The following is a 14,985-nucleotide window of genomic DNA, read 5'->3' as shown; positions in this document are numbered from 1 at the left end:
TCCTCAAACGGTGGACGTAAGCGGCGGGTTGGACGCGGCGACGCTCAGGTCAGCCACCCTCGCTGCGCCGCCTGCCACACGAGCTGAGTCCTGGTCAGGGCGCCGGCGCGCTGCATCAGGACCTGGATGCGGCGCTGCACCGTGCGCTGGCTGACCCACAGTTGGGAGGCGATGGCCTTGTCGGCGACGCCGGCGACGATGAGCGAGAGCAGGTAGCGCTCGTCGTCGGCGAGGTGGACGGCGGGCCGTGGGCCGCCGTCGACGTCGGCGAGTTCGCCGGAGTCCGTGACGTGCAGCGGGGTCGCCGCCACCCACTGGCTCTCGAACAGGGCGACGAGCGCGTCGAGCAGGCTGCTGCTGTGCACCACGGCGGCGGTGGGCTCGCCGACGCGCTCGGCCGGACCCGCGGTCCCCTCGGCGTCGAAGCGCATCCCGCCGCTCTCGTAGACGAGGGGGCAGATGGCCATGGAGCTGTCCGCGATCACCAGGCGGACGGGGAGGGTTCCGACGGCGCGGGCCTGCTCGCCCGCGCGGATGCTGCGGGCAACGTTGTCGACCATGCCGGGACCTTCGAGGAGCTCGCGCTCGTAGATGGTCTTGTACCGCACGCCCCGGGCGAGCAGCTCCCACTCCTCGTCGTTCTCCGCCGCGGCCAGGGCGACCGGATGCGCCTTGCAGAGCCAGCGCATCTCCTCGGCGCCGTACGCCATGTGACGCAGCCGCTGCCGGATGACGCTCGCGCCGGTGATCACCTCGACGAGCTGTCCGGCGTCGTGCCGGCGCCCGCCCGCCCGGTACTCCTCGGCGAGCTGCTCCACCCCGCGGCGGGCCCATTCGAGGGCCTCGTGGCCGCGCAGCAGCAGGGGCCGGAGCGCGGCGTCCGGCGCCATCGGCACGTACCGCTCGGGTCCGCCCTCCGGCGGCTGCGCGGCCCTCCCGACCAGGCCCTTGTCGTGCAGGGCTCCCAGGAGACGGTCGACGTGGGGGACGTCGAAGCCCAACTGCGCCGAGATCGTGGGGGCATCGGCCTCCCGCACCCCGACGAGGAAGCGGTACACCGCCTCCTCCGCCGCCCCGACCCCCGCCGCCTCCAGCATGTGTCCGTCACCCACGACGCCCTCACCCCAACCTCGTTGACGTGCCGCCCCCCGCGCTCGGCGTGGCCAAGATCAAACCACACCGGCCCCGTGGGAAACGAGGGTGCACATACCACGCGGTTTTCGAACGGGCACGTCTCGGACGCAAGGTGGCGGCGAGTGGACATGTCGCGTCCTCGTCAGCCGTAACCCGTAGCGAACGTGATCGCTCCTGTTGACTCTTGTTTCCGCCGGACACGGATCCCCCCTCCGCCGGCGGAAGGAGTGCCCTCAGCATGCGCAGCAGACGGAAAACCGCACTGCTCGGCCTGGCCCTGACAGCGACCATGACCGCCGGAGGTCTGGCCTACGGAGCCGCCCCGCTCCCGGCGACCGGACAGGACGCGGTGACCGCCGCGCCCCGCGAGGCCCTCCGCACCGCGACGGTCACCCTCGTGACCGGCGACAAGGTGACGGTGGCCACCCGGTCGGGCAAGACCGTCGGTGTCGACATCACCCCGTTCCGCGGCACCGGCGCCGGACTGAAGACGTACACCGTCGGCACCGACGTGTACGTGATCCCCCGCGAGGCCGAGGCGCTGATCCACAACGGCCAGGTCGACAAGCGCCTGTTCAACGTCACCCAGCTCGTCGCCCAGGGCTTCGACGACGCCCACCGGCCGGTGACCCCGCTGATCGTGCGCTACGACTCCGCCGGCGCAGGCGCCCCCGGCGGGGCCCGCGTCACCCGCAAGCTTCCCGGCGTACGGGGCGCCGCGGTCACCGCCGACAAGGCGAAGGGCGACACCTTCTGGGAGGCCGTCGACGACGACAGCGCCCGCGCCGGAACCCCCGAGGCCCGCCTGTCGGGCGGAGTCCAGCGGCTCTGGCTCGACGGCAAGGTCGACGCCCTCCTGGAGAAGAGCGTCCCGCAGATCGGGGCGCCGGAGGCATGGGCCGCCGGATACGACGGGACCGGCGTCAAGGTCGCCGTACTCGACACCGGCGTCGATGCCACCCACCCCGACCTCGCCGGCCGCATCGCCGACAGCCGCAGCTTCGTCCCCGGCGAGACCGTCCGCGACGGCCACGGGCACGGCACCCACGTCGCCTCCACGATCGCCGGCAGCGGCGCCGGATCCGACGGCAAGTACCGGGGCGTGGCCCCCGGCGCCGAACTGGTCGTGGGCAAGGTCCTCGACGACGGCGGCTCCGGCTCGGAGTCCGGGATCATCGAGGGCATGGACTGGGCGGCGCACTCCGGTGCCAAGGTCGTCTCCATGAGCCTCGGCGGCCAGGAGGGCGCCGACGGCACCGACCCGATGTCGCTCGCGGTCAACGAACTCACCGCCAAGACAGGCGTGTTGTTCACCATCGCGGCCGGCAACAGCGGCCCCGGCGCGAAGACCGTCGGCTCGCCCGGCGCGGCCGCGGCGGCCCTGACGGTCGGAGCCGTGGACTCCTCCGACGCCATCGCGAGCTTCTCCAGCCGGGGCCCGCGCGGCGACGGCGCCCTCAAGCCCGAGATCACCGCACCCGGCGTCCGGATCGTCGCGGCCCGCGCGGCCGGCACCACGATGGGCACGCCGGTCGGCGACCTCTACACCACCGCGAGCGGCACCTCCATGGCGACGCCCCACGTGGCCGGCGCGGCGGCGATCCTCGCCCAGCGCCACCCCGACTGGTCGCCCGCCCGCCTGAAGAGCGGGCTGGTCAGCACCGCCAAGACCACCGCCGACACCTCCGTGTACGCCCAGGGCGCCGGCCGGCTCGACGTGGCCCGCGCGGTCCGCCAGTCGGTGACCTCCTCCGGCACCGTCGACTTCGGCCTGCGGGACTGGGACGACGCGGCGAAGACCGAGAAGAAGATCGCGTACGTCAACGACGGCGACGCCCCGGTCACCCTGGCGCTCTCGCTGGAGAAGGCGGGGGAGACGCTGCCGGCCGGCACGCTGACCCTCGGCGCCGACTCGGTCACCGTCCCCGCGCACGGCTCCGCCGAGGTCGCCGTCACCCTCGACAGCGCCGGCCTCGCCACCGGCACGCACGGCGCGCACGTCACCGCGCGGGCCGCGGACGGCACGACCGCGGTCACCGCGGTCGGCTTCGGCCGGGACGTCCAGCGCTTCGACGTCACGCTCAAGGTCCTCGACCGCGACGGCAAGCCCACCCGCGGCATGGCCGCCGTCACCGACACCACCCTCGACCAGGGGATGATCCCGGACACCTACCCGGTCGGCGAGGACGGCACGGTCGTCCTGCGGCTGCCCCGTGGCGAGCACTCCTTCATCGCCGAGATCTACCACTACAGCCCCGACCGGACCATGCTCCACGAGTACACCTACGCGGCCCAGCCGGGCACGCTCATCGCCTCCGACCGGACCTTCACCTTCGACGGCTCCCGGGCCGGCCGGGTCACCATGACCACCCCGCGGCCCTCCGAGACGAATCGCGTCCGCGTCGGGATCGCCGTCAGCCCCACGTCCCGGGTCCTCCTCCACAACCGCGAGGTCTGGCTGGGCGGCGAGACGGACGTCTACTCCGTGCCGTCCGCCACCGCCGACCCCACGCTCTTCGAGTCGCGCGTCGGCTGGGCCCTCAGCGCCCCCGCCCTGTCGGCCCGGCTCGCCGGTCACGGCGGCCGCACCCTCGACGTCTCGTACTTCCAGGGCTGGACGGGCTCGGCGCGCTTCGACGGCACCCGCACCCTGCGCGTCGCCAGGCCCGGCGAGGACGTCCGGGGCAGGATCGCCCTGGTGAGGCGGGACGCCGGGACCACCACGTACGCACAGGTCGACGCGGCGGCCGACGCCGGAGCGGCCGCGATCCTCGTCTACAACGACACCGCCGGTCCCTGGCTGGCCGGCAACTGGAGCCCGAAGGAGACCCGCATCCCCGCGATGACGGTCTCCGGCACCGAGGGCGAGCGCCTCCTCGGCCTCGCGGGCGCCCGGATCACCTTCTCCGGCACGGCCGTCAGCCCGTACTCCTACGAACTGCTCGAGTACCGCGCCGGTGGCATCCCCGCCGACCAGCGTTACCGTGTCAAGACCGCCGAACTGGCCACGGTCGACACCCGGTTCCACGGCGCCACCGCCGGAGCCGAGGCCGGATACAGCCGCCTGATGCACTCGCCGATGCAGACCGTTGCCAACTTCGCCTTCGGACGGGTGACGCTCCAGCGGACCCTGACCGAGTACGTCACCCCCGGCCTGCGGACCTACGAGGCCATGAAGCTCGGCCCCGTGTGGACGTCGGCCGGCACCTGGCAGCTCACGGCCGCCACGAAGTTCACCCCCGGCCAGCAGGTGCGCCGGGACTGGAACAAGGCCGTGGTCCGCACCGCACTGCCGAGCGACCTCGACTCCGCCGCGGTCCGCGCCGACGCCGTGGGAGTGATCGCCGCCGCCGGACTGCTCGACAGCGGCGCCGGGCAGTGGGCCGTCATGCGCAACGGCACCGACAAGGAACTCGCCACGGTCTACCGGGACGGCGTGCTGCTCGGCACGGCACCCGCCACCACCGTCGCCTTCCCGATGGTCCCGGAACGGGCCGAGTACCGCGTGGTGACCGACGTCGAGCGCAACGAGGCCGGCTGGAACACCTCCACCAAGGTCCGCACCGACTGGCGCTTCCACTCCGCCCAGGGCGAAGGACGGACCCTGCTGCCCGTCCTCTCCGTCGACTACCGCCTCGGCACCGACCTCGCCAACAGCGCCCGCGCCCACTCCCGTACGCGGGTCGGCCTCGGTGTGCGCCACCCCAAGGGTCTCTCCGGACCGGCGATCACCGGCGTCAAGCTGTGGGCCTCGACCGACGACGGCGCCACCTGGCGCCAGGTCCGCCTGGACGGCAAGCTCGACGGAACCATCGACAACCCCGCCTCCGCCGGCTTCGTCTCCCTGCGGGTCACCGCCAGCGACGCCGACGGCAACTCCGTCGACCAGACCGTGACCAGGGCCTACCAGGTCCGCCGCTGACGCACCACCGCACCACGGCCGGGGCCCGCTTGCGGGGCCCCGGCCTTCGGCGTCCGCCGGGGCAGCGGCTCTCCCCGTCGTCCCGGCGCAGCGCCCGCGTGCCCGCACCCCACTCACCGGGCCGCCCCGGCAAGGCCCCTCGCCGGCGGCGACGGCGCCGGAGGCCGCGGCCGCACCACCGCGACCTGCTGCGCGCCGACCCCGACGGCCTCTTCGCCGGGGCCTTCGCCCACGCGGTGCGGCGCTTCTGCCCCTTCGCCCCCTTCATGGGCGGTCTCGCGGCCCGGGACCTGACCATTCCCCTGAACCGCGTCCTCACCCTCCCGCGCAGCCGCTTCGAGACCGCCCGGCGTGACCGCACGAACAGGTGTGCGGCCGCCAGGGCGCGGCGTCACCCTCGGGGCCCGGATCTACTCCGATAGGGGGAATGTCCCCCTTCGGCCCCATCCGTATCCGCGGCGAACACGAAGAGCAGGTCAGAGAGGCGGGCCTGCGGGACGGGTCCGTCCTCCCGCCGCACGTGGGACATCCCCACGGCGGATCGGTCTTCTTCGGAGGTAGTGCGATGACTCGTGTGCGCGGCAGTCTGACGGTGGCCCTGGCGGCCGGCGCCGTGGTGCTGGGCGGGGCGTCGATGGCGTCCGCCGACGCGGGGGCGGAGGGGCTGGCGGCCCATTCTCCCGGGGTCGCGTCCGGCAACCTGATCCAGGTCCCCGTCCACGTTCCCGTCAACGCCTGCGGCAACACCGTCAGCGTGATCGGCCTGCTGAACCCCGCGTTCGGCAACACCTGCGTGAACGCCTGACCGAAGGCGGTGAGACTCCGGCCTGCGGTCCATGAGGGTGGTGGCAGGCCGGCGACCCGGGACCGGGCACGGGCAGGAACCGTCGAGGGGCTGTCCTGCACAGGGCCGTGACCCGGCGCGGGTCGGACGGCGGGTGGCCGGCGCAGAAGCGCCGACCACCCGCCCGTTCCTCAGGCGACGCCGCCCGGTGCCCGGCCGCACCGCCCGCCGGTCAGCGAGGTGTGTTCCCGTGGTCCTCGGCGCACGGTCCGGCGTCCGGGCAGATTCCCGGGGCGCCCGCCGGGGGGAGGGGGACGCCGTTGGTGCGCAGCACCTTCCGCACGTCGAGGATGAGCGGGAAGACCTCCTGGTTCCAGTCGGCCCCCTGCTCGTCCCAGGCTCGCTGCTCGGCCTCCACGGCCATGCGGTCCTGGGCGAAGACCCGCTCGGTGAAGCGCCGGATGAGGGGCCAGGCCAGGTGGAGGGCGCCGGGGATCGGAGGCTTCGCGATCATGAGCAGGCCGAAGACGCGGCTGACCCGCTGCTCGACGTCCTCCGGGACGTAGGCGACCCAGAGGGAGAAGGCGGCGGCCTCCGACGCCTCCGGGACCGTCTGGAGGGTCTGGTACGGGTACCCGGTGCGGATGGTCACCACATCGGGACGGGAGGCCCCGCCCACGCCCTCGGCCGACAGCAGGCCCGCTCCCCGGTCCTTCTTCCCGCCGGAGGGGACGAAGAGGTACCTGGCCTCCACGGAGCTCGGGCCCGTGTCGTACCCCAGCAGCTCCGGCTGGATCCGGCCGAGCACGCCCCGGTGCAGGAACTGGTGGTTCATGTCGAGCAGGTTCTCGTGCAGGAACGAGTAGTGGCAGCGCACCGTCCGCGTGAACATCATGGTCCGGTGGCGCGGCGAGTCCGCCTCCGGGAGCACCGGCAGCGCCCGGTCCTCGGCCTTGGCGGGGTCGCCGGGGAAGACGAAGACGAGCCCGTACTTCTCCCGCACCGGATAGGAACGGACGCCGCGGGGCGGCCGGGGAGCGCCCTTGGGCAGGTACGGGATCTGCGAGATGCGCCCGTTCCCGCGGTAGGCCCACGCGTGGTAGCAGCAGCGCAGGATCTCGCCCTCCACCACGCCGAGGCTGAGCGGCACCTGCCGGTGGGCGCACCGGTCCTCCAGGGCGTACACGGTCCCGCTGCCGCCCCGGTAGAGGGCGATGCGCTGACCCGCGAAGGAGACCCCGCGGACCTTGCCCCTGCGCACGGCCGTGGACCGGGCGACGGGATACCAGAAGTCCGGATCGATCCCCACGCGGCGCAGTTCGGCCTCGGGCGCCCCGTGCGCCTCGCCCTCCGGACCGTACCGGCCCTTCGCACCTGTGGCCTGAGCCTCCTCGGTCATGCGCATCCCTCTCGCTCGGGGCGTGGCGCCCCACGGGCATACCAGGACCAGCCGAACACGGTCTGCCCGCGCGCGCGATTCGTCGGCCCCGCCGACGGCCTCCGTCCGCTCAGCCGACACCGCCCCGCGCGGCCGAGGCCGACGGGCGGGTCCGCCGTGGGCCCCTCCGGGGTCTCAGCGGGCGATCCCCTGCTCCAGCAGGGTCATCAGCGCGCGGGCCGCGGGACTGGTCGCCTGGGGCGGCGGGAGCAGGGCCACCGTCTCGTAGACCGCGTCACCGGTGTCCGCGAGCGGGACGGCGTACAGGGAGTCCCGCTTGTGCCGGAAGTGGCGGGGCACGGCCGCGACCCCGAGGTCCTCCTCCACCAGGTCCAGCAGGCTGTGCACGTCGTTCACCTCCAGGCTCACGGTGCGGGGTACGCCCGCGGAGGCGAACGTCGCGTCCGTGGCCCGGCGCGGGCCCCAGCCCGGGTGGAAGTCGACGAAGACCTCCTCGGCGAGGTCACGCAGCGCCAGGGCCCGCCCCGCCGCGGCGACCGGGTGACCGGGGTGGCACAGCAGGGTCATCGGCTCCGCGGCCAGAGGGACCGAGCGCAGCTGGTCCGAGTCCTCCCGGCTGCGGTAGGCGAAGGCCAGGTCGAGCCGGCCGGCAGCGACGTCCTCGGCCAGGGCGAGCCCGCCCTCCTGCCGGAGCCGTATCTCCACGTCCGGATGCCGCCGCCGGAACGCGGCGAGCAGCCCGGCCACGTGCACACCCGCGACGCACTGCTCCGTCCCGAGCGTCAGCGTCCCGCGGACCACGCCCTGCACGGCCGCCACCGCCTCGTGCGCCGCCCGCACCTGCGCCAGGATGCGCTCGGCCTCGACCAGCAGCGCCCGCCCGGCCTCTGTCAGCGTCACCCGGCGGGTGCTCCGCACGAACAAGGGCGCCCGCAGATCACGCTCCAGCGCACGGATCGACGCCGACAGACCGGACTGCGACACCATGAGCCGCTCGGCCGCCCGCGTGAAGTGCCGGTCCTCGGCGACGGCGACGAAGTGCTGGAGATGACGCAGTTCCATGATTCAGAACCATACGCGCTGAATCCCATCGGATTCTCCTGTTGGATTCATGCCCCCAGGTCGAGGCAGATTGGAGGTGCCACGACAGCCCCTGCCGCACCCCGATGACCGGGTGCCGTCCCCTGCCCTGGAGCCGCGTTGTACACCGCATCTTCCGACCGCTACGCCGACATGCCCTACCGCCGCTCGGGGCGCAGCGGCCTGCGGCTGCCCGCGCTCTCCCTGGGCCTCTGGCACAACTTCGGCCCGGACCGCCCGGCCGAGACCCAGCGCTCCATCCTGCGCCGCGCCTTCGACCTCGGGATCACCCACTTCGACCTCGCCAACAACTACGGCCCGCCGCCCGGCGCGGCGGAGAGCGCCCTCGGCGACTTCCTGCGGACCGACTTCGCGCCCTACCGCGACGAACTCGTCGTCTCCACCAAGGCCGGATACCTGATGTGGCCCGGCCCGTACGGCGAATGGGGCTCCCGCAAGTCCCTGCTCGCGTCGCTCGACCGGAGCCTCGGCCGGCTCGGCCTCGACTACGTCGACGTCTTCTACTCGCACCGCTTCGACCCGGACACGCCCCTGGAGGAGACCATGGGCGCCCTCCACTCCGCGGTCCAGCAGGGCAAGGCGCTCTACGTCGGCGTCTCCAACTACTCGGCCGAGCAGACCCGCGAGGCCGCCCGCATCCTCGGCGAGCTCGGCACACCGCTCACCCTCCACCAGCCGCGGTACTCGATGCTCGACCGCCGCCCCGAGGACGAGGGCCTCCTCGACGCCCTCGACGACCTGCGGGTGGGCTCCATCGCCTACTCCCCGCTGGAGCAGGGCCTGCTCACCGGACGGTACCTCGACGGCATCCCCGAGGACTCGCGCGCCGCGAGCGATAGCCCCTTCCTGAACCGCGACGCCGTCACCGACGACCTCGTCACCCGGCTCCGCGCGCTGAACGACATCGCCGCCTCCCGCGGCCAGACCCTGGCCCAGCTCGCCCTCGCCTGGGTCCTGCGCGGCGGTCGCGTCACCTCCGCCCTCGTCGGGGCCAGCAGCGCACGCCAGGTCGAGGACAGCGTGGCCGCCCTCGGCAACCTCGACTTCGACGTCGAGGAACTGTCGCTGATCGACTCGGTGGTCCGCCCCTGATTCCGAGACGTTCGGTCGGTGCGCCGGGCCGGCCTCCGGTGTCGGTTTGCCACGGCCGGCCGACGGGCGGCGGGTGCGGCGAGGGCGGGGGTGAGGCGGCCGACGCGGTGCGCCGTCCGGTGCCGGTGCGCGGTAGGGCTGCCCTCACCCCCGTCCCGGAAATCCCCGAGGTCGCGCTCGGGCGGGATTCCGGGACGGCGGGAGGAACTCAGACTCCGGCCGTGACCGCTTCCGCCCGCTCAGCGGCCGGTGCCTCGGTTCCGCCGGCGGCGGGCGCGTCGGCGCCGGGCCAGGTGTAGAGGACGACACCCTGCCGGGTGTCCTTCTCCAGCCCGTCCTTCGCCACGAGCTTCTCCAGCGCGTTGCGGACCACCTGGTGCGAGGTGGCGCGGTCCGGGTGCGCCGTCTCCAGCTCGGCGTAGATCTCGCTCACCTTCTTCGGCTCGCCGGGCTGCCGGGACAGCAGGCCCCCGAGGAGCTCACCGAGCGTGGGCGCCGCCGTCTTCGGTGCCTTCGTCGCGCGCGCCGCTCCCTTCTTCGCCGCGGCGGTCGACGACTTCCGCGCGGTCGTCGCCTTCGGGCGCGATGCCTGCGGGGCCGTGGCCTTCTTCGCCCCGGCGGCGGTCGCCTTCCTGGTGGCCTTCGCCGGGGTCGCCCGCACGGTGGCCGGTTCCGCCGCGGGCGCCTCCGCCGCCGTCTCCACCGCCGCCGTCTCGGCCGGAGCCTGCTTCGTCGCGGCAGCCTTGGCCGGAGCCGCCTTCGTCGCGGCCGCCTTGGCCGGAGTGACCTTCGCGGACGTCGACTTCACGGCCTTCCTGGCCGCCGGCTTCCTCGCCGGCGCCTTCTTCGCGGGCTGGGTGCCGCCGGCCTCCCGCGGCTGCGGCACCACGGCCGCCGCCTCCGCCTCCTCGGTCGCCACCGGGGCGGCGCTCACCGGCCCGTCGTCCTTCTCCGGCGCGATCACCGGCATCGACTCCAGCGTCGCGGTGAGCCACTTCTCCTCCGCCTTCAACCGGTCCAGGCGCGCGCTCACCTCCGCCTGCTCGGCGAGGTTCGCCGCGAGGTCCGCGGCCAGCTGCTCCGCGTACTTCGTCTGGATCGGGGTGTTGACCGGCTCGTCCGCCATGGCGGTTCACGCTCCTTACGAGGGATGGGCGTTGTGGCCGGATGCTACTTGCCACAGGCCAGAATCCGCCGGTGGTTCACCACTCCACCACTCTGCAGGGCGACACCGCCAACGGCTCCTCGCCGCTTTCGCGTCTCCGGAGACCGCCTCAGACCGCCACGGAGAGCAGGTCGACCACGAAGACCAGAGTCGAACCAGCCGGAATCAGCGGCGAGGGCGACTGCGTGCCGTACCCGAGCCGCGGAGGCACGACGATCTCGCGTCGCCCACCGACCCGCATGCCCCGGATTCCCCGGTCCCAGCCCTTGATGACCCTGCCCCCGCCCACCGCGAACTTGAACGGTTCGCCCCGGTCCCACGACGCGTCGAACTCCCTCCCCGACGCGAACGTCACCCCGACGTAGTGAACCCGCACGACATTGCCCGGCTTCGCCTCCGCCCCGTCCCCCACGACGATGTCCCGTACGGTCAGCTCCGCGGGAGCCTCCCCCTCCGGAACCGTGACCACGGGCTTCGTCACTTCACTCATACCGGCCTCGCTCCTCTCCACCGGAAGCCCGAGTACGGGCTCGCCGCACGGATGGACCCTCCATGCCGTGGACGATCACGCTACCCAGAACGGCGCATGCCGCGAGCGTGGTGAACGGTGCGGCCCGGCCCCGGCCCTGCTCAGCCGATCCGCTTCCAGGCCTGACAGCCGGAGGTCTGGAAGGCGGCGTCGGTGTCGAGCACGGTGACGGTCGCCTGGCCCTTGCCGGAGCCGTTGGCGATGATCTCGCCGACATCGCCCGAGGTGCCTTTGAGCCGCGCCCAGTAGCAGTCCGGCAGGGCGGGATCGGAGGGCCCGCCACTGCGGTAGGTCCCCGGCCGGACCTCCTCCCCGACCAGGAACGTGCCGTCGCCGGGGATCTCCTGCGCGGTCACCTGCGCCGTACCCTCGCCCTCCACCGCAGGGGACGAGCGTGCCGGGGACGGGACCGTCGCAGAACTGCGGGCTTCGGTCGTCACGGTGGACGGAGACGTGGGCGGTTGCCCGGCACCGCCTCCGTCGTCGCTCCTGGCCCCCACCACTCCGATGAGCACCCCGGCGAATACCCCGCCGAGCGCCGCCAGGGAGTGGGTCAGCACGGCACGCCGGCCGCGTCCCGGAGCCGGCTGCTGCTGCCCCCACTGCGGTCCTCGGGGCGGGCCCGAGGGAGTGCTGCGGTCGCTCATGGCATCAGGGTGCAGCGGGGAGAGGCGGGCCGCACCTCGACGCTCGGGACACGCATCCGCAGCACGTCCGCCGCGGCCGATTAGCTGGTGGCCGTCGCGACCGGGGGCTTCCACGAGATGCGCGAGTCGTACGTGGACGGCGAGAGCGTCTTCCCCGTCCGGACGGGAGGTGCGGGCGTCGTCCACGACACCTGGGAGGCCGGAGCCGGGCCGTACGGCGGCTGGATGCGGTGCCTTCGCTACACCGAGACGGCCACCGGCACCCTGCGGGCCATGTGTCTGTGGGGCGGCAAGGGAAGCATGAGCCTGGTCCTCTTCACGGCGTCGGACCAGAGCCGCGACGAGGTCGGGGCGACGGCCCGCTCGGTCGGCGCCGGCTTCCTGCGGCCCTCCGGGCACTGATGGCGACGCGGGGCAGGAGGTGGGGGCGCCCGCCCCGACCGGGGTGGCGGGCCCGGTCGCACCTCACCGCGTCCCCGCATCAACGGGCCCTGCGTTGCTGCCGGATACTCATCCGCGGGCTGCGATCTGCCGGAGCGGACGTTCTTTTCCCGTAGCACTTGACCTGGAGCGCGCTCCAGATCCGAGCATGAACGACATGAACGAAACCAACTCCCAGATCGTGCTCGGAACGATGGGCTTCGGCACCCAGGTGGCCCCCGAGCGTGCCTTCGAGATCCTCGACGCCTTCGTCGAGGGCGGCGGTATATGGCTGGACACCGCGAACTGCTACTCCTTCTGGGCCGACCCCACCGGTGTCGGCGGCGCAAGCGAGCGGGTCATCGGGGCGTGGCTGAAGGCCCGCCCGGGCGCACGTGACGCGGTGCGGATCGCGACGAAGGTCCGGCAGAACCCGCTCGTCCCGCACTCGTGGCCGGACAGCGCCGAGGGACTGTCCGCCCGCGCCGTCCGCGCCGGAGTGGAGGAGAGCCTCGGGCGGCTGGGAGTCGACCACGTCGACCTGCTCTGGGCCCATGCCGAGGACCGTGACGTGCCGCTGGAGGAGACGGTGGGCGCGTTCGGGGAGCTGGTCGGCAAGGGAGTGGCCCTGCGGGTGGGGGCGGCGAACCATCCCGCGTGGCGCGTCGAGCGCGCCCGGTCGCTGGCGCGGGAGCAGGGGGTGGAACCGTGGACGGCGATCCAGCTCCGGCACACCCTGGTGCAGCCGCGGCCGCTCACCCCGCTCGCGGAGGCCGGCCACCGGATGCTCACGGCGGAGGACCTGGACCACGCCAGGGCGGAGGGGCTGACGGTGTGGGCGTACAGCACGCTGATGTGGGGCGCGTACACACGTGCGGACAAAACCTTCGTCGAAACCTATGATCATCCCGGAACGGCACGGGTGCTCGCGGTCCTGGACGACATCGCCGGCGAGCTCTCGGCCACGAGGAACGAGGTCGTCCTCGCCTGGCTGCTGCGGCAGGGGATCGACCCCATCGTCGGCGTCAGCCGCGTGGAGCAGATCGAGGAGGCGCTGGCCGCACGCCGTGTGCGGCTCGCCGACGAGCACATGACGCGCTTCGCCGAAGCGCGGTAGCGCGGACACGAGGAGTTCCATGACCACCCTCGCCCCGGCGGCAGCGGCCGACCGCACCGGCGTCTCCATCGACACCCTGCGGTACTACGAGCGGGAAGGGCTGATCGGCCCGATCCGGCGCTCCGCCGGCGGGCGCAGGGAGTACACCGACGACGACGTGTTCTGGATCGGTCTGGTGACCTGCTTCCGCGAGGCGGGACTCGGCATCGCGGACCTCAGGGAGTTCGTCGCCATCCTGCGCGCCGAACACTCCGCACAGGACCGCGTGTCCTTCCTCCGTGAGCGCCGAACCGCCCTGGAGGAACGGGCGGCGGCCCTCCACCGGGCCATGGAGGTCCTGGACGAGAAGATCGCCTACTACAGCTGAGGGCTCGTCGGGCGCGACGAGGTGACGGCCGCTTCGGGCCGCGGTGCAATGAGGACGGTAACTGGCCTAATTGGCACCTACGGTGAAGGCATCGGCCGGGACGCGGTGTCCGCGGCACCGAGAAGAGGGGCATGCCATGCTGCGAGGGCTCACCACGGTCAGCTTCTGGGCCGACGACCTGACGGCGGCGAAGGACTGGTACACCGAACTGCTCGGTGTGGAGCCCTACTTCGAGCGGCCGGGGTATGCGGAGTTCCGGCTCGGCGACCACCTGCACGAGCTGGGCCTCATCGACCGTCGCCACGCGCCCGCGGGCTCGGCGGACGGCCCGGGCGGAGCGGTCGTCTACTGGCACGTGGACGACGTCGCCGCCGCGCTGGAGCGGCTCCTGGCCCTCGGGGCCGAGGAGTACGAGCCGCTCACCGAACGCGGGGCGGGCTTCGTCACCGCCTCCGTGACCGACCCGTTCGGGAACGTCCTCGGGGTGATGTACAACCAGCACTACCTGGACGTCCTCGCCTCTCGCCGTTGACCGTTGACGGGCGAAGGGGGGCGTGGAAGCGTCAGGGGCCGTCCACGGCCACCCTGTGGGCGGGGGCCGTGACCACCGGACGCCTCCGCGCGTGTCAGCCCGCCGGGGCCGCCTGCCGGTAGGCGGGGGAGACGGCGAACAGCGCGAACACGGAGGAGCGGACCTGGTCGGTGACGACCTCCGGCGTGGAGGCGTCGAGCTTGCCGTCGAGGTGCAGGAACGCCAGGCCGTGCACGAGGGCCCAGACCGTGGTCGACAGCGCGGTGGTGTCGCCGGCGCCGGGGAAGGCGTCGCGGACGATGCCCTGGACGTACTGGGAGATCGCCTCGGTGGCCGCGACGCGCTCCTCGCTCGTCGGGTCGCAGGGCTCGGCGAACATGGCGCGGAAGAGTGCGGGGTGGTCGAGGGCGAACCGGACGTAGGCCACCGCCACGGCGGCCAGGTCGTCCGGGGTCGACGGGGCGGGGTGCGCCGCCGTGAGGTGTTCGGCGAGTTCGCGGTAGCCCTCGGCCGCGACGGCCGAGACGAGCGCCTCGCGGTCCGCGTAGTGGCGGTAGGGGGCCGTGGCCGAGACCCCCGCGCGCCGCGCGACCGCACGCAGGGAGAGCCCCGCGCTGCCGTCCTCCTCCAGCAGCTCCCGCGCGGCGCGCAGGCAGGCGGCACGGAGATCGCCGTGGTGGTACGTGCTGCTGCTCTGCGACATGGAGCCCACGCGTCCTTCTCTTGGTTCACACCGCTCCCATTTCCCTCCGCATGTGAACGGTGCATACATCATA

The 14,985-nt window shown here is 73.3% G+C and carries 14 protein-coding genes; 7 read left to right on the top strand and 7 right to left on the bottom strand.

Going from position 1 to position 14,985, the window contains the following annotated elements; all coding sequences use genetic code 11:
* Positions 1-44: 44 nt before the first annotated feature.
* Positions 45-1,112, bottom strand: coding sequence for a TrmB family transcriptional regulator (locus ACZ60W_RS01040; protein ID WP_469753208.1), 1,068 nt, complete (start codon positions 1,110-1,112; stop codon positions 45-47).
* 260 nt (positions 1,113-1,372) lie between these two features.
* Between ACZ60W_RS01040 and ACZ60W_RS01035 the strand changes: the two genes are divergently transcribed.
* The gene (locus tag ACZ60W_RS01035; protein ID WP_469753207.1) at positions 1,373-5,056 is read left to right on the top strand and encodes a S8 family serine peptidase; all 3,684 of its coding nucleotides are present in this window, start codon (positions 1,373-1,375) and stop codon (positions 5,054-5,056) included.
* Positions 5,057-5,621: 565 nt separating this feature from the next.
* The gene (locus ACZ60W_RS01030) at positions 5,622-5,861 is read left to right on the top strand and encodes a chaplin (RefSeq protein WP_469753206.1); all 240 of its coding nucleotides are present in this window, start codon (positions 5,622-5,624) and stop codon (positions 5,859-5,861) included.
* 211 nt (positions 5,862-6,072) lie between these two features.
* On the opposite strand, the gene ACZ60W_RS01025 is transcribed toward ACZ60W_RS01030, so the two are convergent.
* Entirely contained in the window at positions 6,073-7,239 is a 1,167-nt protein-coding gene (locus tag ACZ60W_RS01025) for a Rieske 2Fe-2S domain-containing protein (RefSeq protein WP_469753205.1), read from the bottom strand.
* A 174-nt stretch (positions 7,240-7,413) separates the two neighbouring features.
* On the bottom strand, positions 7,414-8,301 hold the full coding sequence (locus ACZ60W_RS01020; RefSeq protein ID WP_469753204.1) for a LysR family transcriptional regulator: 888 nt from the start codon (positions 8,299-8,301) through the stop codon (positions 7,414-7,416).
* Between the two features lie 138 nt (positions 8,302-8,439).
* Between ACZ60W_RS01020 and ACZ60W_RS01015 the strand changes: the two genes are divergently transcribed.
* Positions 8,440-9,432: an aldo/keto reductase gene (locus ACZ60W_RS01015; protein ID WP_469753203.1), complete on the top strand. Its 993-nt coding sequence runs from the start codon at positions 8,440-8,442 to the stop codon at positions 9,430-9,432.
* 208 nt (positions 9,433-9,640) lie between these two features.
* On the opposite strand, the gene ACZ60W_RS01010 is transcribed toward ACZ60W_RS01015, so the two are convergent.
* From ACZ60W_RS01010 to ACZ60W_RS01000, 3 genes are all read right to left on the bottom strand, one after another.
* Positions 9,641-10,558, bottom strand: coding sequence for a hypothetical protein (locus tag ACZ60W_RS01010; RefSeq protein WP_469753202.1), 918 nt, complete (start codon positions 10,556-10,558; stop codon positions 9,641-9,643).
* A gap of 148 nt (positions 10,559-10,706) precedes the next feature.
* Positions 10,707-11,087 (bottom strand): FKBP-type peptidyl-prolyl cis-trans isomerase, encoded by a 381-nt coding sequence (locus ACZ60W_RS01005; protein WP_469753201.1) that lies wholly within the window; start codon positions 11,085-11,087, stop codon positions 10,707-10,709.
* A 140-nt stretch (positions 11,088-11,227) separates the two neighbouring features.
* Complete coding sequence (locus tag ACZ60W_RS01000) at positions 11,228-11,482, bottom strand: hypothetical protein (protein ID WP_469753200.1); 255 nt, start codon at positions 11,480-11,482, stop codon at positions 11,228-11,230.
* 378 nt (positions 11,483-11,860) lie between these two features.
* Here ACZ60W_RS01000 and ACZ60W_RS00995 point away from each other — a divergent pair, with 378 nt between their 5' ends.
* The 4 genes from ACZ60W_RS00995 (at position 11,861) to ACZ60W_RS00980 (ending at position 14,209) form a co-directional block, all read left to right on the top strand.
* Positions 11,861-12,175: a hypothetical protein gene (locus ACZ60W_RS00995; RefSeq protein WP_469753199.1), complete on the top strand. Its 315-nt coding sequence runs from the start codon at positions 11,861-11,863 to the stop codon at positions 12,173-12,175.
* Between the two features lie 196 nt (positions 12,176-12,371).
* A complete protein-coding gene (locus ACZ60W_RS00990; protein WP_469753198.1) occupies positions 12,372-13,310 on the top strand; it encodes an aldo/keto reductase in 939 nt (312 codons plus the stop codon).
* Positions 13,311-13,329: 19 nt separating this feature from the next.
* Complete coding sequence (locus tag ACZ60W_RS00985; RefSeq protein ID WP_469753197.1) at positions 13,330-13,677, top strand: MerR family transcriptional regulator; 348 nt, start codon at positions 13,330-13,332, stop codon at positions 13,675-13,677.
* Between the two features lie 136 nt (positions 13,678-13,813).
* Positions 13,814-14,209 (top strand): VOC family protein, encoded by a 396-nt coding sequence (locus ACZ60W_RS00980; protein WP_469753196.1) that lies wholly within the window; start codon positions 13,814-13,816, stop codon positions 14,207-14,209.
* A gap of 94 nt (positions 14,210-14,303) precedes the next feature.
* Here ACZ60W_RS00980 and ACZ60W_RS00975 read toward each other — a convergent pair whose 3' ends face one another.
* Entirely contained in the window at positions 14,304-14,912 is a 609-nt protein-coding gene (locus ACZ60W_RS00975; protein ID WP_469753195.1) for a TetR/AcrR family transcriptional regulator, read from the bottom strand.
* Between the last annotated feature and the right edge of the window lie 73 nt (positions 14,913-14,985).

The organism is Streptomyces sp. NPDC104202, assembly GCF_055584185.1.
This window is presented reverse-complemented; position numbering and strand designations above follow the sequence as displayed.